Here is a 22,789-nt window from a genome sequence, read left to right on the forward strand (position 1 = left end):
TATAAGCGATTATCAGAATTTATTATGCCACAAATGTATTCTGTTGCAAAGAAACGGAACTCTCATCCTCAAACACTTCTCTCCACACTATCCTTCAATCCGAACCGCTGATATCCATCGATCTTTTCTCTGCTAAGTTCCTGTTCTATCACCATAGATCCAAACGCTTTTCCTGCCATACCACCGATCTTTCCAGGCATTTTTTTTGCCAGCGCCACAAGCGGATTCATCCAGTTACACAGATGTACTTTTTCCCCTTTTGCTGCAGCAATTGCTGCCACCATCTGTGCCGTGGTTACGTATGAGGCATTCTGCGGCAGAAACACTCCTGACTTCTGACTCTCGATCAAAAGATATAAAAACTCCGCAAGATTCTCCACATAAAGCATGCTCCGCTCATTTTTTACATTTGGAAATACCGGTACCTTATCCGCTAACTTTACAAGCATCTTAAAATTACCTTTGCTGTTTTTTCCATAAATCATCGGCGGACGGACGATTGCAAGTGCAGTATTGTTTTTTCCATCATCTTCCTTAAGCTCCTCAAACAGTACCTGTAGTTTCTGCTCAGCCTGCCACTTGCTGTCCCCATAAAAATTTGACGGAGCAGGCTTTGTATCTTTTGTGATATGTATTGCCCCTCCGCCATTACTGCTGTCTCCGTATACAATTACACTGCTCAGGTAAATATATTGTCCCACGCCATCCTTTACAGCTTTTTGGGCAGCTTCACATGCCAGATCACAGTTTACGGCATAATATTCCTGTTTTTGTTCTTCTGTCAGGATGCCAATATCCGCATGTGCTTTGCCAGTCACGTTTAAAATACTGTCATATCCTGACCAGTCATCCTCTTCCCATGCCTCACCACGCAGACTGACTTTATGAACCTCATACTGGTCATTATAATTTTCTCCAATATATTTTTGAAATGAGTTGCCAATATAGCTGTTGGCACCTAAAATCAATACTTTTTTCATTTGCCCTTCATGCTCCCTGTTCCGCCTTCAACGACACCATCCTGTCTCAATACACTTAAAAATGTTCCAAAGAAACAACGCACATCCATTGTAAACCCATATTTTTTCACATACTCGCCATCTAATTTTGCCTTGACCGGAATTTCAAGTTCGTCACGTCCGTTGATCTGCGCCCAACCGGTTAATCCCGGTGTCACATCATTTGCACCGTATTTGTCGCGTTCTGCGACAAGGTCATCCTGATTCCAGAGTGCCGGGCGAGGACCTACGATACTCATATCCCCCTTAAAAATATTAAAGATCTGTGGCAGCTCATCGAGGCTGGTCTTACGAAGAAATCTGCCGGTTTTTGTAATGTACTGTTCCGGATTTGCCAGCATATGTGTCGGCATATCTTTCGGTGTATCGGTGCGCATGGTCCGGAATTTATAAATCTGGAAATATGTCTTGTGGATGCCGACTCTCTTTTGTGTAAAGAAGATTGGTCCCGGTGAATCTAATTTGATCGCAATGCATAAGATCAAAAGCAGCGGGGACAATATAATAATCGCAAGCCCGCTGAGTAAGATATCTATGATTCGTTTTATATAACGGTATCCTGTCATTTTCTGTCTGTCCCTTCTAATTTTTCAAACGGTTTTGCTAACAACTGATACACAGACTGCAGATTTTCTGTAACATCTTTCATAACCGTTTCTTTTCCATCTGCCTGTGCAAGGTAATAATTCGTAATATGATCCACATTATGTTTTTTCGTATATGTTTCAATCGCCTCTAGAAAATAAGGACTGTGTGTAGTGATTAGTATCGTAAGATGAAGATATTTTTCCAGTAATACGATCAATTCTGCATATATAAGCTGCCATTCCGGATGTAGGTGTATTTCCGGCTCATCTAGCACCATCACATCTTTCTCATGGATTTCGCCTTTTTCTAACAAAGTGCGAATAATTGTAAATGCCTTGATTCCCATGGATAAATTTCCAATTTCAAAATAATGCATTTCTTCATCTGCCAGAAAAAAATCCCCATCCTCATTTTTTATTACTTTTCCGATCGTTACCTCAGATAACATTTTCAGTATATCACTGATTTTTTCTTCTGCCATCAGTTTTTCAATCGCATTGTCCGGTATATTCGCACTTAATTTCTGAAGCAAGTGCAAATCCTGTTCACTCAGCCCATCACTGTACTCCCACGAATTCATATAATCCATAATTGCCGGCGAATCAATTGAGATTGCTTCATGCATGACAGATATTTCTCTTTCTATCATATATTCACTATTCTGTTTTATCCCAACATGTATTTTTTTCCCTTGAATAAGCAATGTTGCTTTCGCCTCGCTTTCTGGCTCATACAGATCATTCATCTGACCATAAAAATATCTGCCGAAAGTGTCTGCTATCAAGGTCTGCTCCACAGCCTCATTTTTTAAATTTAATATACCATTTACTTTTTCTAAAACTTCATGGCACAATGCATCTCTGCTTTCATCATCAATCACATTTCGGAGATTATCATATAACTCAGAAATAATTTCTATTTTTCTCTCCTCATCTGCTGCCATAATCAATTCTGCTGCATTTGCATATCTTTTTCTGCTGGTTCGGGAAGGCACATTCACAGTTACTCTCTGATCATCATTTTTCAAATTATGATACCAGCTATTCTGCCAGTTATAACGGAGCAGTGACTCTATCTGTTCTTTCTTCTTCTGTGAAGCTTTTTCATCCACTTTATACATGGAATTAAACATACATGACAAAATCTTTCCTATCGTACTCTTTCCCGTATTATTTTCACCGGCAATCACAGTAATTCCGTCAAGTTTGATAGATGCCTGTTTAATTTTGGAAAAATGCTGAATTTCCAGTCTCATACTTTCCCCTTTCTACTCCTCCTTCGGCTGATACGTCGGCACAATTTCTTTTACCCATTCCCTGATATCAGAAGGTTCTGTCACAACATACTCTTTTAATTTTTCCAGCTGATCCAAAAACTTCTCTTCATCCAGTTCAATCGGTTTTCCGATGTGGATCAGGTTATTCTCGGTATCCTGCAGTCCTTCTTCATCCATCAGCATCTCTTCGTATAATTTTTCCCCAGGACGTAGTCCGGTAAACACGATCTGGATATCTTCATCCGGTTTATGACCGGATAACAGAATCAGGTTTTTGGCTAGATCAAGGATTTTGACCGGTTCTCCCATATCCAGAACAAAAATCTCTCCGCCTTTTGCATAGGCTCCCGCCTGTAATACTAAGGATACAGCCTCTGGTATTGTCATAAAATAGCGCACGATATTCGGATCTGTGACAGTCACCGGGCCTCCACGTTCGATCTGTTTTTTAAATAAAGGGATCACGCTTCCGTTACTGCCAAGTACATTTCCAAAACGCACTGCCACATATTCCGTCTCAGAGCGCTTATTGTAAGTCTGAATGATCATTTCACAGATTCTTTTACTTGCGCCCATGATATTGGTCGGATTGACCGCCTTATCGGTAGAGATCATCACAAACCGTTTTACATGATAACGGTCTGCAGCCTGCACGATTTTCCATGTGCCAAGGACATTGTTCTTGATTGCTTCATTCGGGCTCTCCTCCATCAACGGCACATGTTTATGAGCTGCCGCATGGTAAATGATCTCCGGATGATAGGTCTCAAAAATCCAGTTCATTCGATTGGTATTCCGCACAGAACCGATCAGCACAACCAGATCAAGATCCGGGAATTTTACCTTTAATTCATTCTGTATATCATATGTGGTATTCTCATAAATATCTAAAATAATCAGCTGCTTTGGTTTGTGTCCCGCGATCTGTCTGCACAACTCACTTCCGATAGAACCACCCCCACCGGTTACCATGATAACTTTCCCGGACACATAACCCATGATAGACTCAAGATTCACCATGACCGGTTCTCTTCCAAGCAGATCATTTACATCAACATCTTTTAATTTGCTGATACCAACTTCACCATTGACAAGCTGATAGATTCCAGGCAGACGTTTTAATTCGCAGCCGGTCTCTTTACAAATATCAAGAATCCCCTTCATCTGTTTCGGGGAGGCTGATGGCATCGCTATAATGATCTCATGCACATGCAGTTCCAACACCTTATCCCGGATGCAGCTTCTGTCACCGATCACCTTTGCTCCATGGATATAATTACCAATCTTCGTCTTATCATCATCAATTACACCGACAACTTTTTTCTTTACATAACGGCTATTGTTAATCTCTTTAATCAGCTGATTACCAGCCTCACCTGCACCGATTACCAGTACATTCCTACGATATGTGCCGTCTCTTCGCATATTCCGGATTGCCCTAAGTCCACGATAGGAATATCTGCATCCCATGATCAGCACAAGTAAAAATAACCCATATAAAATATAAAAGCTTCGTGGAACCGGGAACATATCTCCCCAGTTACGTACCAGGATCAATGCAGCTACCACAATCGCATCCAGTATACATGCCGAAACAACATACATCATTTCAAGTGCCCCTGCGTAACTCCACAGACTTGAATATAATCGGAGTGCCCAGAAGATGATCAATGTGATCACCATCATATACGGAAGTGTTCTCCATACTTCATTCAGATATTCTGTCGGTACATTGTAAAAGTTCAGATCAAACCGTATTATCAGCGCAAACATACTCGCAACAAATACAGCAAGCATGTCATAACACATCAAAAAAATACGGCGCATAAATAACTGTCTATCTTGAATTAACTGTTTCATCTATTGTTATTGTCCTTTATATTCAAAATGCTGTTATACCCAAGGGTATAACAGCATTATTATAGCATATCTATTCTGTTTGTGTAAACCGATTCCCTTTTTTCTCAGGGATTTCGCTTTTAACTTTTTTATCTATGCATTTTTATAAATAATCCAGTTATCAGCATTCCATCTGCGGTTACCCTTCATTCCTGGTCAATACGCGCAAAATTCCCCCTGCTTTTTCCCTATATATTTTTTCTGGTGATTTTCTATCCACCTTTTTCATATAAAATCTGTTTCACCTTTTCTGTTAGCAGCTCATCGCAAAAAATCCGGTTTATGCTCTTTCGGCTTATACCACTTCCTGCAAAGTTCCGGCTTCTTCGGTACAAATATAACTCTCTTACATTAAAGCCTATGCTTATCAGATTAAATATGGTTTCAACCGCATCTCGACAGTAACAGTGCTTTGCGTGATAATACGTTTTCAATTGATGGAAACCATTCTCCTCAATGTCCCACCTGCGGTGCATCATTTCCCATAAGACCCGGTAGTCTGCCGCTTCCAGTGTCGTTACAAGTCACATGAAACGCTCTCTTTCTTTTCCATTTTCTTCCCACTGCTCATGATACCGCACCACACGCAGTTTATATGGACACCCTTCCAGACCATTTTCCTTCAGAGTGTTGATAAATGGAGCATTCAGATATAACGCATCCGCCACAATCACATCCGCAAAATGTCCATGCCGTTTCTTCAGCCGCTCAATCAACCTTTTTCCGCCTATCGTTCCTTCCCGGAATACCCGGTTACGTTTTATGATATCAATCATTTCTTCATGTATGCTGCGTATTTCATCCGGGTTTATTCTGGAGAGAAGGTCGCGGACTGCAGCATCAGAAAAAGCAGTACCGGCATGACAATGTTAAACAATGGAATAGATTTTCTTTTTCTTTCGTCCGTTAAACACTTGATTTTTTGCGGGATTTTATATACACTCTTCATATAAGTTAGCAGTTTCTTCAATGCTAATTTTTCATTCAGGACACCTTCTTTCGTATGTTTTGTTCCATAACATAATTATACAATAAAAGGTGTCCTTTTTGAGTGATTATACAGAAAAAAACAGTAATTTGATACCCAAAATTGATATCCCCTGCTTTGCCTGGAATTCACAGGCAGAACAGGGACTTTTATTTTTTAAAGCGAAATCTCTGCTGTTATCTACACTTTCTCTTCCTCCCGCATAGAAAACAAGAACCCCCCTAACAATATAAACACAAACCATACAATCCAATGGAATGGAATATCTACATTGTCCATCATGTTCTCTAAGAAAAATACAACATATATGATCAACGGCAGACATGCATAATAATTTCTATTTTCCGCACTTTTACAATACCTGACCGCCCGCGAAAAATATCCAACAAACATCATTATATAAGGAACTATTATATAAACTCCATACATATGTGCATATGCCAATACTCCATTATGAGCAGAATTAATATTTGATCCATAAACAGTTGCTCTTTTTGTATGACCAAACAAATTCATCTGACTCAGATACGTCGAATAGTGGTATAGCCTGCCTGAAAATAAACCATTTATCGAATTCGAATTTAATAACTTTTGTCTGATTCTCTGTGAAGTTTGGGACATATCCTCTCTTTCTGCTGCATAAACATGTATGGTTCCAGTTAAATCATCTAAATCTCTGACAGATGCATATTCATAATCCACCGGATATACAATCTGCGTTCCGATTGCCTCTGATATATTGGTAATTCCCCACTGCAACCCCATTGAAACGGGAATATAACATATCACAAAACACATCACTGCGATCATAGTTTTTTTCATGTGTCTTTTCAGGATCTTTTCTATTCCCCAACACAATGCACCGCACAGAATTGCTAAAGTAGCTGTTGTGCTTTGTGTTTTTTTCAGGAAAAAAAATGCTGTTGTCAAACCAATGGCATATGGAAGAATCTTTAAAATTTTAACTTCCTTACATTTTATGTAATAGTCTATTTCACATAAAAAGACACCTATCATAACAGCCATATATAATCCAAATGGATTTGGATTGGTATAAAATCCTTTATATCTGTATCCATCTGTTTCCGGGCGAAACATCAGGCAATACACCACACATAATACAAATGTTATTTCCAGTGCCTTTAATAATTGCCACAACATCTTCTCCCTGTTTTCCTGATTATTCCATACAAAAAACAGAAAACCTGTCGGGAACAGTATAAAATATCCATAAAAAGAGAAATACGCACTTTTTTTTGTTACAATAAAGTCCGAAATACAAGTCAGTACCCATAATACGATCCAAGATATTACCAACAAATTATTCCAGTTACGATATTTCAAAGGTTTTCGTATATTCAATCCAGCTATCAATAACATACATCCAATTAAAACAAACATTGTATATGCATGTGTCATTTTTTTAAAGAATAGGCCATATACATTTATAAATGACAAAAAAATAAACATCACCGAAAAAAGAAATATACTAATAAAATTTCTCATTTTTTCCGGTACATTTCTAAGCTTTCGCCAAATCTCATTTCCCACCAATATATAAATACTTTGTAATCCCCTTCCCCATTTATAATTACCTTTTCTGCCATATCTTATTTTCAGCCAATATAAAATTCCTGTTATGATCATACAGATTATTGAAAATAATACACTTACAGCTGGCAGCTTTTCATCATCCTTCATTTTATCTGTAGAAATTTCAAATTTATTAATTGAAAATTCTTTTCCTTGTTCATTTTCAAAACAAAATACCACTTTTGAAAAACTCTCTCCATTTAGCTGATATAGATTCTCTCCCTCCATTAAATTCAATTCTTGTTCCCCTACATTTTGCCATGTCCGATCATAGAAAACAATTTGTGCAGTTATTGAGTCACAGTTCATATTATACAAATCCGTTTTCAAGTAATTCCACTGGTTATTTTTATTTAAACTGTCAAAAATAATTTGTGCAGTGTCTCCCTGTATAATAAATTTTTCATTTTCAAATGATATATTCTGCAGATTGTTTACAATTTTTTCTGTATAAAACTGCAAAGAGTCGCCCCTATTATAAAATTGGGTTATATTTCCTCCTGTTACATACCAGGCTGCACAGCTAATCCCTGTAATAATTGAAAATAATATCCATATACAGATTTTTACCAAAAATATTTTTGTTTTCATCAAAACATCTGTATTTCCTGACATAAATTTCTCCCTGTAATGTATTGCAAACCTTTCACTCTTTAAAATAAACGCCATTAAAAAGGAAATAACACCATACTGCTATGTTTCCAAAATTGACAGACGCATTCCCAAACACACAAAATACTGTAAAAATAATATTAACACATAGTACAAATATATACGGATTTTTTTTGCCAAAAAATCTTCTACATTTTTTTAATGATATACAAAACCCATAAATTTGATATAATACAAATGGAATTACTGCAAAAATACCGTAATGATACATCAAATCCAGATATCCATTATATGCCTGAACGGGCTCCCTGTTTCTATATATCTGCGTTGCATTTCCATATACCCCCATCATTCTTGCATAATTTTTCCAACTTCCCATAACATTGATAGTGTCTTTCGATGTCACATTTTCCAATGTTATTGGAAACATCTGCTGATAAAGCTGCAATTCATCCTCTGGTAGTACACTGACCAATTGTTCATCCTCAAACACAACCGTTGTCTGCAAAATATCTGGCAAATATTTGACCGAAATATGTATAACTACCACACATAAAAATGAAAATACAATTGCCGTCAGTATTTGCTTCCACCGATATCTAAAACTAACCCTTTTCTTCACCCATATATAAACGCACCCATATAAATATGTTATGGCTACAAGAATCAATGCAATTTTTGCCACTACTCCGCCTGATCTAAGTACAAAATATAGTGCTGACGCTGCCCCCATCCCATAACCTATCCACTGAAGATATGACGCATCATTATCAATTAACCCATATATCTTCCATACAAACAGGGCAAATATTAACAGGGCATACATCGCAAAATCCTCTGGACGTCTGCAAATTCCATTATAATAAACTGTTATAATCTTAGGTCTAAAAAAGACACAAAACAATACAACCAGAACATAATCTATTTCTAATGCCCTTAAAAACAGACATATCACCGCATCCGCTTTAAATCGCTGATTATACGCAAAAATAAAAAAGCCTGCTGAAAATATCATCACATAAGAAAAAAACTTTTCCCCATCCTCTTTAAAGACATCTGATAATGCCATCATGATCCATAATCCGTACCATGATTTCAGGACTGATGACATAACTCCTGTATTTTTCCATTCTTTTTTCCACAACAAACATCCACAGGCAAATAAAATAACAGCACATCCCAATGAAAAATAACGATAGCTTTCCCCTTTTGTCCATCCCATTATTTCAAAAAACAAAATCCATGCAAAAAAAACACATAACAAAATTTCAACTGTCACTTTTCTGTCTATTTTTCTGCACTTCTGAATTGCCTTTTTTCCAACAATATTCCCCTGTAGCACATAAAGACTCTGCAATATATATAAGAGCCCAGTATTTTTCTCCAAAGCATAATTTTCTGTATTAACATATTTTTTTCTAACAGAATATCCCATGAATATCACACATCCACAAATAAGTAGACTCATTCCCATACATTCATAAAACTTCTGCCACGAAAATCCAGCCTTTTCACTTCGTATCTCCATTGAATTCATAGAAAAAAAGATACCTTTCGCATCACGAATACGTATGCCTATGCGATATATCTCTATAGTTTCATCAAGCTCTATCTCATTTTCTCCATTGTAAATTACAATGGGCTGTTCTTTTAATATATTTTTTTCTTTATCGTAATATTCTAATATTGCGTGTACTTCTGACACTGAACAATTGCTAATTGTCAAATATAAATATTTCCATGTCCTGACATAGCGATCTACACGATATTTATTAACCGCATTATTCTTGACAATATAATATCCATTTTCTTCTTCATGATATTCCCATCCTTTTGCATTTTTTATCATATCGGTTTCTGGGAAATCATATATTGCTTCTGATCCAAGAAAATACGTCAGACTTTTAAATCCTCCCAAATACATCAAGGTAAACATCAGACATATTGTACATCCAAGCAGCGCAACAAACAGGCTTTTTTCATTTTTGTAGTTTTTCATTTTCTATCCCTCAAGTTATTCCTTCAATCTGTACCTTTTCCCCTCAAATGCAATTCCAAAATAATGCCGTTATTTTCAATCAAAATCTGTAACGCCTGTATTCCGCTTGCTGCTATTCTTTCCATGATTTCTCCAATATAACGGATAACTAAAAATATCCTTTTGATTCTTTGCTATCCTCTGACTTAGTATATCGGATTTCCATCCAATTTACAATATTTATTCCTCCCCGCACATTTTACATTCCATTCCCCATCTTTGACAGTTGAAAAGCAAAAAAGCGGTCGTAAAGCCAGTAAAATCAAGGCTTAATAGTGACAAGTAACTATTTTGTCGCAGAGAACGGTGTGACCCGAAGGTCACGCCGTTTTTCTGTGTTCATAGGTTGTTTGCGTGATGATAGGCTCGGAAATAACGGGAATATCTACATCGTCCACGAAGTTGAAGAAAATCTTCACTTTCTGCTTGCGCTTGCCGCTGGATTTGTCCGGGGCATAGACGATGATTTTCTTGATATACTCGTTCACGATGGTCTGTGTCAGCTCCTCCACATCCACATATTTCTGTGTCAGGGCGATAAAGGCATCCAGACCGTCGTTCATTTCTTCCCGCTGTTCCACCCATTCTTCGATAACTTCAATTTCGAGCTTTAACCGTTCCTGCTCCGCTTCATAGTCCGCAGACATCTTTCTGTATCTGTCCTGATTGAGATTTCCAAGAACATAGTCCTCGTACAGCCGGGCGATGATGACATCCAGATCGGCAAGGCGTTTCTTTGCCTGTTCCAGCTTCTTTTTGTCATCCCGGATGCTGCGCTCCTGGTCAGTCCTGCGGCATTGCAGCCATTCCTCCTGAAAACCGTCCACATCGCTTCGGATATACTCATTGACTGCCCGGATGCGTTCCAGAACGATTTCACGAAGCACATCTTCCCGGATATAGTGGGCAGTACAAGTACCACGGTTGCTCTTGTAGTTGTTGCAGACGTAGTGATCCTGCTTGCCCTCAAAGCTTTTGCTTGTGGCAAAGTGGAGCTTGCCGCCGCAATCGGCACAAAACAGAAGCCCGGAGAACAATCCCTGCCGTTCCGCTTTTGCGGGGCGGCGTTTGTTTTTCCTCAGTTCCTGCACCCTGTCAAACTGTGCCTGAGATACAATCGCTTCCTGTGTGTCCGGCAGATAAAACATATTCTCCGGCTCATTGGGAATCCGCTTTTTCAGCTTGTAGGACTTGGAATAAGTCTTGAAGTTGCAGGTACAGCCTGTGTACTCCTGCCGTTCCAAAATCCCTGCAATGGACTGGTTGCCCCAGTGGTACGGTCTTTCCGGCATCGGCTTTTTCTTTCGCTTGGCATAGAGTGCCTTTGCGGTCATAATCTGCTTTTCTTCCAGAATCCTTGCAATCTGCTCCGGGCCTTTGCCGTCAATGCAAAGGTCGAAGATGAGCTTGACTACCGGAGCCGCTTCTTCATCCAGAATCCAGTGATCCTTGTCCTCCGGGTCACAGCGGTATCCGTAGGGCGGTTTGCCCATGTGCTTCCCACTGGTTCCTCTCTGCCGCAAACTGACACGGACTTTCTTGCTGGTATCACGGGGATACCACTCGTTGAACAGATTACGGATTGCGGCGAAGCCCTCGCTGTCTCCCCGGTTGCTGTCTACGCCATCATTTATAGCGATAAAGCGGACATCATAACTCGGAAAGATAATATCCGTATATTGTCCAACAGTCAGATAGTCACGACCAAAGCGGCTGAGGTCTTTGACCAGCCAGCAGCCCACAAGCCCCTGCTTGACAAGCTCAAAGCCTTCCTGCACACCGGGACGATTGAAGTTCGTCCCCGTATAACCGTCATCCACCAGAATTTTCAGGTTTGTATACCCGTGGTCACGGGCATATCGGGTTAAATACTCTCTCTGATTTGCGATACTGTTACTCTCGCCTTCCTGGGCATCCTCGTTGCTCAGACGGCAATAGAGAATGGTAATTTTCTGCTGATCCAACATAATATCCTCCTTCGGTGGTTGGTCAGCCGACAGTACCGTTGTGCATATTGGAATTATATCATGCTTTTGTGTCGCAGTCATTAACAAATCACCCCCTTGTCAGAAAAAATGAGCCGTTTTACCTTGTCGGTAAGTGGCTCATTTCCATCACACTCCGTTTCAATCACATACCATGTGTTTCCGATCTTGCACTCAATGGTTTTGCAGAAAGAGGACTGTGCCGCTTCCCAACGCTTGCGGCATTCTTCCAGAAAATCAATAGGCGGCTCAAAAATCGGATCGAAGCAGGAGCAAATATCAATATAGCCGATGGCATCGTTGATTTCTTCCATCGGGGCATCTTCCATAATCATCTTGTTAATTTCATCTACGGTTTTCTTCATAGGCAAATAGTTCCTTTCTTAAATTTCCATGTCCTGTCCACGATTGCGGGCAGGGTGTTTGTGTTCATACAGTTCCTTTCCCCTGGCGAGGATGGCATTGATAAAAGCCCAGACCTTTTCAGATGCAATCTCAATCGCATCCAGGAAAGGCTGGGCTTTTTGTTTCAGCTCCTCATAGTCTTTGTTCAGTTTTTCAAAACGGTCTTTCCATATCTTTGCGTTTTTATCTGCCTGCTCGAATTTCTGCTTGTATTTCAGCTTCTCAGACTTTTCCGCAAAGCTGCTGACCGCATAATCCTTTAGCGTGCGGCACTCATCCGCCGTCATGGTAACATTTCCCGTAATGGGATTTTTCTTGCCCATCGACTCAATCTCATGTGCAGTCATAGCAACAGACTTAGCAGCCTGAGTTTCCTTTTTCAGAGCTTCCAGTTTCTTTTTCTGCTTCTCCGTGGCAGCTTTGGCATCCGCTAAGCTCTGCTCGGCCTGTGCCACCTGTCCGGTCACAGCTTCCAAACGCTGCTGTTCGGCCTGTACCTTGAACTGTGTCACCGTCAGATGTTCTTCGGTGCTGCCACATTCTCCACGCTCTACATCGGTATAACCAGCGTTTCGCATGAAATTGAAAAAGTCATCCTGCAGCACACTGTAGGACGACTTCAAAATCTTTTTCCCTTTTGCGTTCAACATAGGATTTCCGTTTTCATCAAGAACGGGTTTGGATTCCCACTTCTTACTGCGGCTGACCTGTGTGATCGTTTCCTTTACCGTTCCCCGGAGGGATTCATCCTTGCATCGCTTCGACCACAGGATTTGTTTCTCCACCACCGGGATATAAACCACATGAAGGTGATAGTGGTACACATCCTCACCCAGAGCTTCCGACATTGCCCGGTTGCGCTCGTCGGCATGCATTACAGCGGAGAGGATATACTGCTCACCGCCCACGATCTCCACGGCGGCTTTATAGGCATCGGCATAAAACTGTTTTGCAAACTCATAGCCGCCGTGGTTGTAGAAATAAGTGGAGTTCACATCGAAAACCAACTCGCCATATTTGACGGCATCCGGTTTCAGCCCTCTGGTGGAGATGATCTTGTCCTGCTCCATCTGCTCAAACATTTTTACATAATCGTCAGTGGGAGACTTGAAGTGAACATTCAGCGCAGTACGTTCCGGCACGATGTCCACATTGGAATAACGGTCTTTTTCACGCTCATTGTGTTCCTGTACTTTTGTCACATCATCCGGAGTTTCCAAGTCCTGATTTCTGGCTAAGGTACGATCAATTCCATCATTTCTTGCCATAGATTTTTGTCCTTTCTTTAAGATTTGCAGACAGCGGAGGGCTGAGGAACGGCACTTTTTCAAAGTGTAATAACCCACTATTACACTTTCATCCATGCTGGCTACAAAGTGCCGTGGGCTCTCCGAGGGCTCTCCCGAGGGGGAATGCGGTCACTGCGGTGACCTCTGCTGACCAAGGCAAAATGTCTGCGCCTTTTACCTTGGTCAGCCCGTCTGCATGAAGCTGTTCTGCGGAACATTTCTTGCAGACGATGGCAGCGAAAACCGTATCTTTCACTGCCTGTCCATGGGCAGCACTGCGGTGCGCCTATGGGGACGGGAGATGCGGAGGGCTGTTGCCGGGGTATCACTTCTCCCGTCTTTTCTGCCATACGATGTCGTAACCAAGCACAGCGGCAAGCTCCAATACTTCCTTGTATCGTATACTTTCCCGCTGTAATTTTGCGGACAGGTTGGAAACGCTGTCGCTCCATCCGTACTCGTCCGAGAGCAGGTCAACAACTTCCTGCATGGTCATCCCGGCACGGATGATCTGTGCCTTTATTTCGTTGCGTATATTCATATTGATAAAATCCTCCATAATTCAGTTCATGTGTCGGTGCAACCTCTGCGCTCCAAGGTGGAGTGGATGCACCGAACAGTGAAAAATCTGCAATCTCCGAAATCCGTTCAGAATTTCGCTTGTGATGTCCTGTCCATATATGACCATATCCCACTTTGCCGTTTTGTGTGGTTTGGTCTGGAACAGTGAAAACACCCATTGTTCCGTGAACAGGGTACACGGTTCAGAGAAGCACGATTTCGTGAAATAGTTTCGTCCTGCGGTCAAAAACTTTGCTGTTTCCATTACCATTGATTTTTAATGCCCGAAAACAGGTCAGCTTTGAAAGCTGCTGTTTCCTATAACGGAAGAAAACAGGGGTAAATGCTGCGTACATACGTACAGAGCATGACTGGCAAAATCAATCCCGCCAGTCCTCCGGTACGTACGTACACGGCGAAACATCGTAAAATCCATTTATATGAGGTCTTGCCACAGCTTCCACGCCCATAAAGCCCCACACCCGCCGTCCGGCAGAGTTGGTGATGTTGTTGCAATGCTCCAGATTGAATCTCCCGGCATTGGCAATCATGGCATCGCTGAAGCTACGGGCTTTCAGCGGTGCAAGGGAGTTTTCCTCACACCACATCCGGTAGATTTCATAGAAATCCTTAGAGCTGATGGAAGCATCCGCTTTCAATCGGATGTATCCCTCCGACTCCATGAAATCAAAGATATTGTTGTTGTCACGCTTGACCGCTTCCCGGTTTTTCCGGATACGGTCACTCTCCGTAAACTTAAAGTTGTTGGCAACAAGCCGCTGTAAGCCTTCAAATGCCCACAGGAAGATACCCTCGGCTTCAGCTTTCATCTTCTCTGCAAGGTCAGGATCATCGGCTCTGTCCATGGGCTTTTCTTTGGTGGTCAGCACAAGCTGTCTGCGGTAAAAACCATCGCTGCGATCATATAGGGCTTGCAGATCACCATTGCTGAATGCCAGCAACCGGGCAAACATCCAGCCCTGATAACTCTGCTTGCCCTTGCGTTCCAAGTCCATTTTGCCCTGTGCAGTCACGATGGATTTTACATAGTTGGTCTGACGCAGAGCTTCCATCCGCATATCATCATCCACGCACAGCAGGATGTGTTCCAGATCGGCACGGGCAAAACGGTTTTCAGAAATCTTCCCGATGCTGCCGTCTTTCATATTCGTGCCGAAGATGGTGGACAGCACCGCACCGATTTGAGATTTACCCTCGCCACCGTTGCCTTTAATCACCATCATGCGCTGCCCCTTGTTGGAGGGAATCAGGCAATAGCCGATAAACTCCTGCAAAGTTGGAATGTCCTCGGCGTAAAGCAACCCATCCAGAAAGTTCAGCCAGATCACCGGTGCAGGAGCATCGGGATTATAGCCGACAGGCAGACGGCTTCGCACGATAGCCGGTCTGCCTTCGGTGAAAGTGCCGTTCAAGAGCAGCGTACCGTTGGCAACATGGATGCGATCCTGCTCCGGAGGGAAGTCAGACACCTGCGCTTCCAGTTTCAGCACTTCCAGAATGTTGGTGATCTTCCGTGGGATGTTGTTCACGGCACAAAATTTCAGCTTGTCGTAAATCTCCCCACGCAGAGGAAGGTCATCCGTCACTCGACCATCGGGCGTGAAAAAAGCTCCGTTTGCGAAGATGATTCTGCGCTCATGCAGAAATTCTTCACAAAACAGAGCTTCGTTGATGTTCTGCCCGTCAAACCAGACAGGAAAATTCATATTAGGCGTTTTCCGGTTCTTCGCCACGGTGCGCCACCTCCTTTTTCTTTCGTGCGGTATACTCTTGCAGAAAAGCAATTTTGTCGTCCTGCATCAGCTTGTCCACCAATGCCACCCGTTCTTCCAGATCACCCACCGTCAGCACATCTGCCATATATTCGATATAGCAGTGCATCTGGCAGGCTTCCACAAAACGGTCATCCAGAGCATCTTCCGGTGTCTTGGGTGCGTATCGTATTTTCCAATCTTCCAGCAGATGCAGATAATCCGTCAGCACCCGGAAACACAGCATTTCATTCTCCCGGAACTGACGGATATAGGGACGCTTTGGCTTGACCATAGCTGCGGCAGTGGGCGGTTTCGGGTCAAGCCCGAAGTCCGCAGCCAGCTTTTGCGCTGCTTCATAACTGCTCAGATCGAACAGTCTTGCCACAAGGTCGATTACATCCCCCTTGGCTCCGCAGCCGAAGCAGAAGAAATAATCCTCGTTCAGCTTCAAGCTCGGATGCCTGTCGTTGTGGAACGGGCAGCAAGCCATACCATTGCGGTTGACATTCAGCCCGTAGTGTTTTGCGGCTTGCTTTACGCTGATTGCCGCCTTGATGATTTCATAGATTGTCATAGAAAAACCTCCGTTCATAGTATTTAGAAAGCACGAAACACCCGCCGTGATTGGCAGGGGTTTGGCTCCTTCTACTATGGTTATGCCGGATTTTTCAAAAAACAGGCTAATCGGAGGACAACCCCGTTTCAAAAAACAGGACAACTTATGGATAGATGTAGATTTCTTTACATTAGCATGATAGAATTAAGAAAATGAAAAAACAGGACAGGAGGGGCAAGCATGAACCAAGAACTGATGACATTGGATTTTTGGCAGGATACGGTCATATATGAGGGAAAAACACTTCCTGTCGGCGCTCTTGCCTGTGATGCGCTGAATGTCCCTGCGGATACCATCGCAAAGATGAACGAGCAATGCGAGAAAATCAATCTGCTGCTTGGAATATTAAACGCCGGACAGGATGCTTCTGCACTCTGTCCTATTGCAACGGAAGCTGCTCTGACGATGCTTGATATTCTCAGTCAAACACCGCCGTTCTCCTATATGAATATCTCAAAGCACAGAGAACGGATTGAAAAAGTCTTTACTGTGGACAATGCGCTGAAATATGTGGAGTTTGCCATAAAAGCCGCAACCAATTCTTTGCAATTTGAAGAAATCCAGAACTTTACCGATGCGATGATGCTCCAACGCTATACCGCAGTTTTCGGGCATCTGGCATACTCCCTTGGGGAATACCAAACGGCCATGCTTGATTTTGCAGAAAAATCAGACGGCAATGAAGCAGAACGCACCGCAGAGGGTTTTGCAAAAATGTTCGGCGACTATTTTCCGCCGGAGTTCTCTATCACGGAGGGCAATGCCTGGATGTCTACTTTGAATAATTCCGTTCAGTATATATCGGTCATCCGTCCCGGCGAAAAAGTTGCGAAGCTGGTCAAGCGGATGCACTATGTATCCTTTGTAGGGATGTTCCGGTCTGATCTTTTTGAGGGCTTATGTGTTGGTCATGCCCCGAAAAAATGCAAAATCTGCGGCAAGTGGTTCCTCACCACCAACGCAAGGCACACCAAATACTGCGGCGGCTATGCACCGGGGGACAAGCTGCACCGCACTTGCCGACAGATCGGCAACCTGAAAGGCAGAGAACAACGGGAGCTTGCGGACGATCATCCGGTGAAACAGATTTATGAGAAACGGCTGAACACCATAAACCGCTATGTGAAGCGTGGTACTCTGGACGCTGATCTTGCAGAGGTTATGAAAAAGCTGGCAAAGGATAAAATGCTTCGAGCGCTGAGCAATGTCGCCTATGCCAAAGGTGATTACGAAAAAGAGATGGGACAGGCTGCTTTGAAGAAAGAAGCAAAATTACGGACGAAATGAGGAATATGTAATGGCACAGAAATATGATTTAACTGATATTGGGAATGCGCTTAGCCGGGTTATGGACAATCCTATGACCAAAATAATCCGTTCTGGCTCTATTGGTGTGTTGGGCGTAGTAAACCCAGTTGCGGGAATTGTAGGCGGAATAGGAAATGATCTTCTATCTGAATACAATACCTTCAAACTCGGCCATCTACTGAACGGTCTTGCATCTGGCTTTAATCTCGAAAGAAGATTGAACGAGCTTTACAACTATGTAAACTCCAGCCCGGAAAAGGCTATTATCGTAGCCAATCTGTTCAAACAAACCGTAAATGCAGAATGCCCAAAGGTTTGCGTTATTTATGGTCTAATTCTTGCAAACCATTTAGAAACACTTACAGAATTCACGCACGAAGAATTGATTGTCTGTAAAGCTTTGGAAAACGCTACGGATTATGATCTGAAGAATTTCAAAGAAATAATGGAGAACTATCTTAAGCCAACATCAAATGGAAGAAGAATTGTATTTCCAAAAGACTTTGCAGATATTGCTGCTTTCACCACCACATGCGATTGGTGTGTATATAATAGAATCTTTGTTTCTCGCACAGCAGAGTGGGGTGAAATGGAAGAAGGCATTTTGGATATGAGCACGTACTATTACGAGGCAAATCCTGCATCTGTTCTTCTGGATAATATAAATGCTGCAAGACAAACTTGGAATTATGGTTAATTATTCCCGCTGATTACTTAGAAGGGAGGTGCGCTATGCTAAATGATTTTTCGTGGAACATGACCGGATACATACCGAAGCACCAAGTTAATCCACACGGTGACGGCATCATCCCCTATGTGGCAGAGCGCATCTTCCAACTGGAACCGGAACCGCCAGCGGTGGACAGTCTGAATGAATATATCCTGTCTGCTTTGCGGGAAAAGAATTTGCTATATTTTTCGTTCTTTCTGCACCACTACGAAACGCAGCTCAACAAGCGCATCAAAGGCTTTCTCAGTGTGGACGGCGGCAATCTGTACGACACAGACCGATTTATCGATATAAAGATCTCCTGCCGGGAGCAAATGCTCCAAAAGCTGATGGACTATGATCCTGCCAAGGGTGCGGAGTATGCTACATACATCTATCCGTTCATCTGGGATTCTATGCTCCGTTTCCGCATGGGCGAAGAAAAATGGTCGGTATCCTCTCTGACCAATTACAAAATGGTGCGATCAATGGCGTGGCTGTACCATAACACCAAAGATGCGGTCAACCAGTTTTCCAAGAAGTATAACTGCGACCTTGCTCTTGCGGAAGAATATCTGAAAGTTGTCCGTGGAATCCGCAACCAGCAGCCGTTCTATATAACGGACGAGGACGGCGAGGAAACAGGCGAGGATATAGCCCTTGACGATAGCTGGAACTATACCGACATCCTCTGGAACGGCATACAAGCAGAAAAGGTACAGCGGGCATTTGAGAAGCTGAATTACCGGGAACAGACCTTGCTCGAAAAACGGTTAGCAATCTGTATGACCTGCGGGCGAGTTGGCTCATGGAAGAACCGCCCCACTTTTGAAGAATTGGCGATTATGTTTGAGGGCAGCACAGCCAGCGGTGCAGAGCGAGCCTACCGGAAAGCGGTGGACAAACTGACAGAACTGCTGGTTGCCGAAGGTGCGCTCCATGCTGTCCGGCTGAAACAGAAAACCAAAACCAAGCGCAAAAAGAAAATCGCCGCCGCAATCTACGAATATCAAGCAGACTGCGACGGCGAATGGGGCGAAATTTCAGTTGATTTTGAGAACGGCACAGCAGAGATTATCCGACTTGCTGATTGGGATACAATTAAAACGAACTGGTTTGCCAAGGAGGCGATCCGGTATATTTTATCATTGTCGCCTGATGCTCTTACAAAATATATGCTCGTCCCCCTTGAGCCGCCACTTATATCTTGAATCCTTACAACCACTGTAAGTGGTATTTGCTGTGTTCCCATGCTATCATTTTATTACAAATGATAGGAGGTATTCACATGAAACCCATTTTGAATATTGAAAATTTAACAAAAATCTATGGCAATGTGCCAAGTCAAACAAAGGCACTGAATGGGATCACCTTCCAGGTGATGCCGGGAGAGTTTCTCGGCATTATGGGAAGCAGCGGTTCCGGTAAATCCACACTGCTCAATTGTATTGCGACTGTGATTCAACCCACAGGTGGAAGCATTCAGGTGGAAGGCGATACTCTGCAATCCCTCAAGGGAAAGGCTCTTGCAGAGTACCGTGGCAAAAAAGTTGGTTATCTATTCCAGAACTTTGAATTGCTGGACAACCTGACTGGCAGGGAAAACATCCTGCTCCCGACTTCCTTGCATGGGGTATCCGAAGCAGAAAGCAGCCAGCGGCTGAAGCAGTTGGCTGACTATCTGGAAATCACTGATGTTCTGGATAAGTTTCCGTCCAAGATGTCCGGCGGCCAGCGTCAGCGTGTTGCGGCAGCAAGGGCTCTGATCTTACATCCCCAAATGATCCTTGCCGATGAACCGACGGGTGCGCTGGATTCTAAGAACGCAAGAAGTCTTATGGAGAAGCTGTCCGGCCTGAATCGTGACGAACAAGCTACGATCCTGATGGTAACCCATGATTCCAATGCCGCCAGCTTTTGCAAGCGCATTCTGTTCATCCAGGACGGCGTGATCTTTCATGAGCTTCGGCGTGGAGACGAAAGCCAGCAGGAGTTCTACGGGCGCATCCTGAAGGTGATGGCGCAACTGGGAGGGGGCAGCGCAAATGTTCTCTAATCTCATTCTTCGGAACAGCCACCGCAGCCGAAAGGAAAACGGTCTGTTTTTCAGCTCCCTGGTGATTTCTATTGTTGCCTTTTACATGATTCTTTCCATCTCCACTCAAGATGTGATGCTCTTTTTGCAGAAAATGGAGAGTGACGCAGTTGACAAACTCCTGCTTCTGATTCCTGCGTTTTATGGGATGACCCTCGGTATTCTGTTCTTTTTGATCTATTTTGCCTGCAAGTATCAGTTCGAGCGCAGACGGCATGAGTTTGGTGTTTATCTAATGTTGGGGATGCGTAGAAGTAAACTGTTTGGTATGCTTCTGGCGGAAGATTTCCTGACCAGTATTCTTGCCATGCTCATAGGCTTACCTGTGGCTGTGGTGCTTTCAGAAATTGTCAGTCTTGTCACCGCCAAGCTGGTAGGCATGGGGATCATCGGTCATCAGTTTTCTTTATCCTGGTCTGCAATTGAATGGACGCTGGCAGGATTTCTGGCAATTAAGCTGACGGCACTTCTGATTTTGAGTGGACGAATCAGCCGCCAGGAGATCGGTACTTTGCTATCCCAGCCAACGAACCGCCCCAAAAAGCAAATGCCATCTGTTATCTATGGACTGGCTGCTATATGCGGAAGTGTGATGTTGGCAGTGGCTTACTACATGGCGATTCAGGGAATTGCATGGACAAAGGTAAGTATGATGGGACTGACTTTGCTGTTGGGCATAGTTGGTACGATGCTGCTTTTCTATGGGATGCGTGCGCTGATTGCTTTGATTGTTAAGAAAGGAAAAGGAAATAAGCAGCTTCATGTATTTACCTTCCGGCAGATTCAGGAGAATGTTATTCATCAGTCAACCTCCATGGCCATCAGCTCCCTGCTGATTCTGGCGGCGCTGTGTTGTTTTGGTGCGGGCGTAGGAATTGCAGGAACGAATAGCCTGTCTTCTGGCCATGTAATCGACTATACTTTTGAAGATCATACTGCAGAAGATTCATCGCAGGTTCTTCCGAATATAAAGGCAGCCCTGAAAGAAAACGGTTTGGAAAATCAATTTTCAGAGCTTTTTGAAATGAGGGTTGGGCGTATTCGCACCACAGAAGATTATGATAATGCCTACAGCATGGACGCTGTTATGGACTCTCTTCGGAGCCTGCCCCAGTCGGAAGACCGGGATGTCCTTCTGAACAATCTTGGTTATGCCACATACCCATATTTGATTTGTTTATCGGACTATAATCGTTTGTTGGAATTGTCCGGCAAACCGGCTCTCCAATTAGGCGAAAAGGAGGCCGCTGTCTATATTGATACAGAGTTTACTACAGTAAGTCGTACCGCAATGCTGAACCAAGTATTGGCCGGACAGCCCAAGGTGGAACTGGATGGTAGTCCGATTCATCTTACAGGAGAGGTTCAGTCTGTGAATTTGGTCACGGACCGTTCTATAACCTTGTCCTTTGCATTGATTCTTCCGGATGAAGCATTCCTATATTATAGCCAGGGAATGTATGATACCTATGTCAATGCGGTGCTCAGTGAGCAGGCTCTGGATGGAAATAGCCTTATGACTGCATATTTGGATTTGAACGAGAAGCTGGACGAAACTGGCATTGAATATGAAAGCTATCTTCAGAATATAGGTCGTCAGCTTTTCTACACCATAGCATCCAGTTATATTACCCTCTATCTTGCGATTGTTTTCCTGGTAGTTGCCAACACCATCGTGGGTGTTCAGTTCCTGATGAGTCAGCAGAAAACCGGGCGCAGATACCAGACCCTGATCCGCCTGGGAGCTACTTACGAAACCCTTTGCCAGTCTGCTGGAAAGCAAATTACCTGGTTTATGGGACTTCCTGTATTGGTTGCGGCTGTCAGCAGTCTGTTTGGAGTCAGGGCGTTATTTACAGGGATACTCTCGTCCCGAACCCGTGGGACAGTGTCTGAAATGCTGCTTGTATCTGCTGCTATGATTTTACTACTTTGCGTGATAGAATATATTTATATGAGAGTGGTCAAGCGCTCCAGTGATCGGTATTTGCTGACACTGATGCAGCCGCAGAGAGAAGAATAATTTGGAAGGA

At 43.1% G+C, this 22,789-nt stretch carries 18 protein-coding genes; 5 read left to right on the plus strand and 13 right to left on the minus strand.

Annotated elements, in window-relative coordinates:
- Positions 1 to 68 precede the first annotated feature (68 nt).
- The 13 genes from DW650_RS05915 to DW650_RS05980 form a co-directional block, all read right to left on the minus strand.
- Positions 69 to 980 (minus strand): NAD-dependent epimerase/dehydratase family protein, encoded by a 912-nt coding sequence (locus DW650_RS05915; protein ID WP_118209330.1) that lies wholly within the window; start codon positions 978 to 980, stop codon positions 69 to 71.
- The gene (locus DW650_RS05920; protein ID WP_006856652.1) at positions 977 to 1,585 is read right to left on the minus strand and encodes a sugar transferase; all 609 of its coding nucleotides are present in this window, start codon (positions 1,583 to 1,585) and stop codon (positions 977 to 979) included. Before DW650_RS05920 ends, DW650_RS05915 begins: the two co-directional genes overlap by 4 nt.
- Positions 1,582 to 2,862: an AAA family ATPase gene (locus DW650_RS05925; protein WP_118209331.1), complete on the minus strand. Its 1,281-nt coding sequence runs from the start codon at positions 2,860 to 2,862 to the stop codon at positions 1,582 to 1,584. Before DW650_RS05925 ends, DW650_RS05920 begins: the two co-directional genes overlap by 4 nt.
- A gap of 12 nt (positions 2,863 to 2,874) precedes the next feature.
- Positions 2,875 to 4,743, minus strand: coding sequence for a polysaccharide biosynthesis protein (locus DW650_RS05930; protein WP_118209332.1), 1,869 nt, complete (start codon positions 4,741 to 4,743; stop codon positions 2,875 to 2,877).
- A 563-nt stretch (positions 4,744 to 5,306) separates the two neighbouring features.
- On the minus strand, positions 5,307 to 5,558 hold the full coding sequence (locus DW650_RS19985; protein ID WP_006856656.1) for a hypothetical protein: 252 nt from the start codon (positions 5,556 to 5,558) through the stop codon (positions 5,307 to 5,309).
- A 392-nt stretch (positions 5,559 to 5,950) separates the two neighbouring features.
- The gene (locus DW650_RS05940) at positions 5,951 to 7,978 is read right to left on the minus strand and encodes a hypothetical protein (RefSeq protein ID WP_243102867.1); all 2,028 of its coding nucleotides are present in this window, start codon (positions 7,976 to 7,978) and stop codon (positions 5,951 to 5,953) included.
- Positions 7,979 to 8,009: 31 nt separating this feature from the next.
- Positions 8,010 to 9,974, minus strand: a complete 1,965-nt coding sequence (locus DW650_RS05945; protein WP_118209333.1) for a hypothetical protein — start codon at positions 9,972 to 9,974, stop codon at positions 8,010 to 8,012.
- A 359-nt stretch (positions 9,975 to 10,333) separates the two neighbouring features.
- A complete protein-coding gene (locus DW650_RS05950) occupies positions 10,334 to 11,980 on the minus strand; it encodes a recombinase family protein (RefSeq protein ID WP_199572093.1) in 1,647 nt (548 codons plus the stop codon).
- 80 nt (positions 11,981 to 12,060) lie between these two features.
- The gene (locus DW650_RS05955; protein WP_033121834.1) at positions 12,061 to 12,363 is read right to left on the minus strand and encodes a hypothetical protein; all 303 of its coding nucleotides are present in this window, start codon (positions 12,361 to 12,363) and stop codon (positions 12,061 to 12,063) included.
- Positions 12,364 to 12,381: 18 nt separating this feature from the next.
- Positions 12,382 to 13,671, minus strand: a complete 1,290-nt coding sequence (locus DW650_RS05960) for a plasmid recombination protein (RefSeq protein ID WP_118209390.1) — start codon at positions 13,669 to 13,671, stop codon at positions 12,382 to 12,384.
- A gap of 346 nt (positions 13,672 to 14,017) precedes the next feature.
- On the minus strand, positions 14,018 to 14,233 hold the full coding sequence (locus DW650_RS05965) for a hypothetical protein (protein WP_055228675.1): 216 nt from the start codon (positions 14,231 to 14,233) through the stop codon (positions 14,018 to 14,020).
- A 400-nt stretch (positions 14,234 to 14,633) separates the two neighbouring features.
- Entirely contained in the window at positions 14,634 to 15,980 is a 1,347-nt protein-coding gene (locus tag DW650_RS05975; RefSeq protein WP_117347204.1) for a DNA primase family protein, read from the minus strand.
- A 1-nt stretch (position 15,981) separates the two neighbouring features.
- A complete protein-coding gene (locus DW650_RS05980) occupies positions 15,982 to 16,602 on the minus strand; it encodes a CHC2 zinc finger domain-containing protein (RefSeq protein ID WP_033121509.1) in 621 nt (206 codons plus the stop codon).
- Positions 16,603 to 16,824: 222 nt separating this feature from the next.
- Between DW650_RS05980 and DW650_RS05985 the strand changes: the two genes are divergently transcribed.
- The 5 genes from DW650_RS05985 to DW650_RS06005 all read left to right on the plus strand — a co-directional run bounded on the left by DW650_RS05985 (position 16,825) and on the right by DW650_RS06005 (position 22,779).
- Positions 16,825 to 17,931 carry a DUF6076 domain-containing protein gene (locus DW650_RS05985; RefSeq protein ID WP_118209334.1) on the plus strand — a complete coding sequence of 369 codons (1,107 nt, stop codon included), beginning with the start codon at positions 16,825 to 16,827 and terminating at the stop codon, positions 17,929 to 17,931.
- A gap of 10 nt (positions 17,932 to 17,941) precedes the next feature.
- Entirely contained in the window at positions 17,942 to 18,649 is a 708-nt protein-coding gene (locus DW650_RS05990; protein ID WP_055228676.1) for a hypothetical protein, read from the plus strand.
- Positions 18,650 to 18,684: 35 nt separating this feature from the next.
- Positions 18,685 to 19,872, plus strand: a complete 1,188-nt coding sequence (locus DW650_RS05995; protein WP_033121506.1) for a hypothetical protein — start codon at positions 18,685 to 18,687, stop codon at positions 19,870 to 19,872.
- Positions 19,873 to 19,949: 77 nt separating this feature from the next.
- Complete coding sequence (locus DW650_RS06000) at positions 19,950 to 20,717, plus strand: ABC transporter ATP-binding protein (protein WP_033121505.1); 768 nt, start codon at positions 19,950 to 19,952, stop codon at positions 20,715 to 20,717.
- The gene (locus DW650_RS06005; RefSeq protein ID WP_055228677.1) at positions 20,707 to 22,779 is read left to right on the plus strand and encodes an ABC transporter permease; all 2,073 of its coding nucleotides are present in this window, start codon (positions 20,707 to 20,709) and stop codon (positions 22,777 to 22,779) included. The genes DW650_RS06000 and DW650_RS06005 overlap by 11 nt, the downstream gene beginning before the upstream one ends.
- Positions 22,780 to 22,789 lie beyond the last annotated feature (10 nt).

This window comes from Roseburia sp. AM23-20 (assembly GCF_003470905.1).
GTDB lineage: Bacteria > Bacillota > Clostridia > Lachnospirales > Lachnospiraceae > Roseburia > Roseburia rectibacter.

Bases quoted from the DNA above. Each gene is read 5' to 3' on its own strand.
- DW650_RS19985 (WP_006856656.1), bottom strand. From the start codon at position 5,558: ATGATTGATATCATAAAACGTAACCGGGTATTCCGGGAAGGAACGATA.
- DW650_RS05925 (WP_118209331.1), bottom strand. From the start codon at position 2,862: ATGAGACTGGAAATTCAGCATTTTTCCAAAATTAAACAGGCATCTATC.
- DW650_RS05930 (WP_118209332.1), bottom strand. From the start codon at position 4,743: ATGAAACAGTTAATTCAAGATAGACAGTTATTTATGCGCCGTATTTTT.
- DW650_RS05980 (WP_033121509.1), bottom strand. From the start codon at position 16,602: ATGACAATCTATGAAATCATCAAGGCGGCAATCAGCGTAAAGCAAGCC.
- DW650_RS06000 (WP_033121505.1), top strand. From the start codon at position 19,950: ATGAAACCCATTTTGAATATTGAAAATTTAACAAAAATCTATGGCAAT.
- DW650_RS05995 (WP_033121506.1), top strand. From the start codon at position 18,685: ATGCTAAATGATTTTTCGTGGAACATGACCGGATACATACCGAAGCAC.
- DW650_RS05960 (WP_118209390.1), bottom strand. From the start codon at position 13,671: ATGGCAAGAAATGATGGAATTGATCGTACCTTAGCCAGAAATCAGGAC.
- DW650_RS05955 (WP_033121834.1), bottom strand. From the start codon at position 12,363: ATGAAGAAAACCGTAGATGAAATTAACAAGATGATTATGGAAGATGCC.
- DW650_RS05915 (WP_118209330.1), bottom strand. From the start codon at position 980: ATGAAAAAAGTATTGATTTTAGGTGCCAACAGCTATATTGGCAACTCA.
- DW650_RS05950 (WP_199572093.1), bottom strand. From the start codon at position 11,980: ATGTTGGATCAGCAGAAAATTACCATTCTCTATTGCCGTCTGAGCAAC.
- DW650_RS05920 (WP_006856652.1), bottom strand. From the start codon at position 1,585: ATGACAGGATACCGTTATATAAAACGAATCATAGATATCTTACTCAGC.
- DW650_RS05965 (WP_055228675.1), bottom strand. From the start codon at position 14,233: ATGAATATACGCAACGAAATAAAGGCACAGATCATCCGTGCCGGGATG.
- DW650_RS05985 (WP_118209334.1), top strand. From the start codon at position 16,825: ATGAACCAAGAACTGATGACATTGGATTTTTGGCAGGATACGGTCATA.
- DW650_RS05990 (WP_055228676.1), top strand. From the start codon at position 17,942: ATGGCACAGAAATATGATTTAACTGATATTGGGAATGCGCTTAGCCGG.
- DW650_RS05945 (WP_118209333.1), bottom strand. From the start codon at position 9,974: ATGAAAAACTACAAAAATGAAAAAAGCCTGTTTGTTGCGCTGCTTGGA.
- DW650_RS05940 (WP_243102867.1), bottom strand. From the start codon at position 7,978: ATGTCAGGAAATACAGATGTTTTGATGAAAACAAAAATATTTTTGGTA.
- DW650_RS06005 (WP_055228677.1), top strand. From the start codon at position 20,707: ATGTTCTCTAATCTCATTCTTCGGAACAGCCACCGCAGCCGAAAGGAA.
- DW650_RS05975 (WP_117347204.1), bottom strand. From the start codon at position 15,980: ATGAATTTTCCTGTCTGGTTTGACGGGCAGAACATCAACGAAGCTCTG.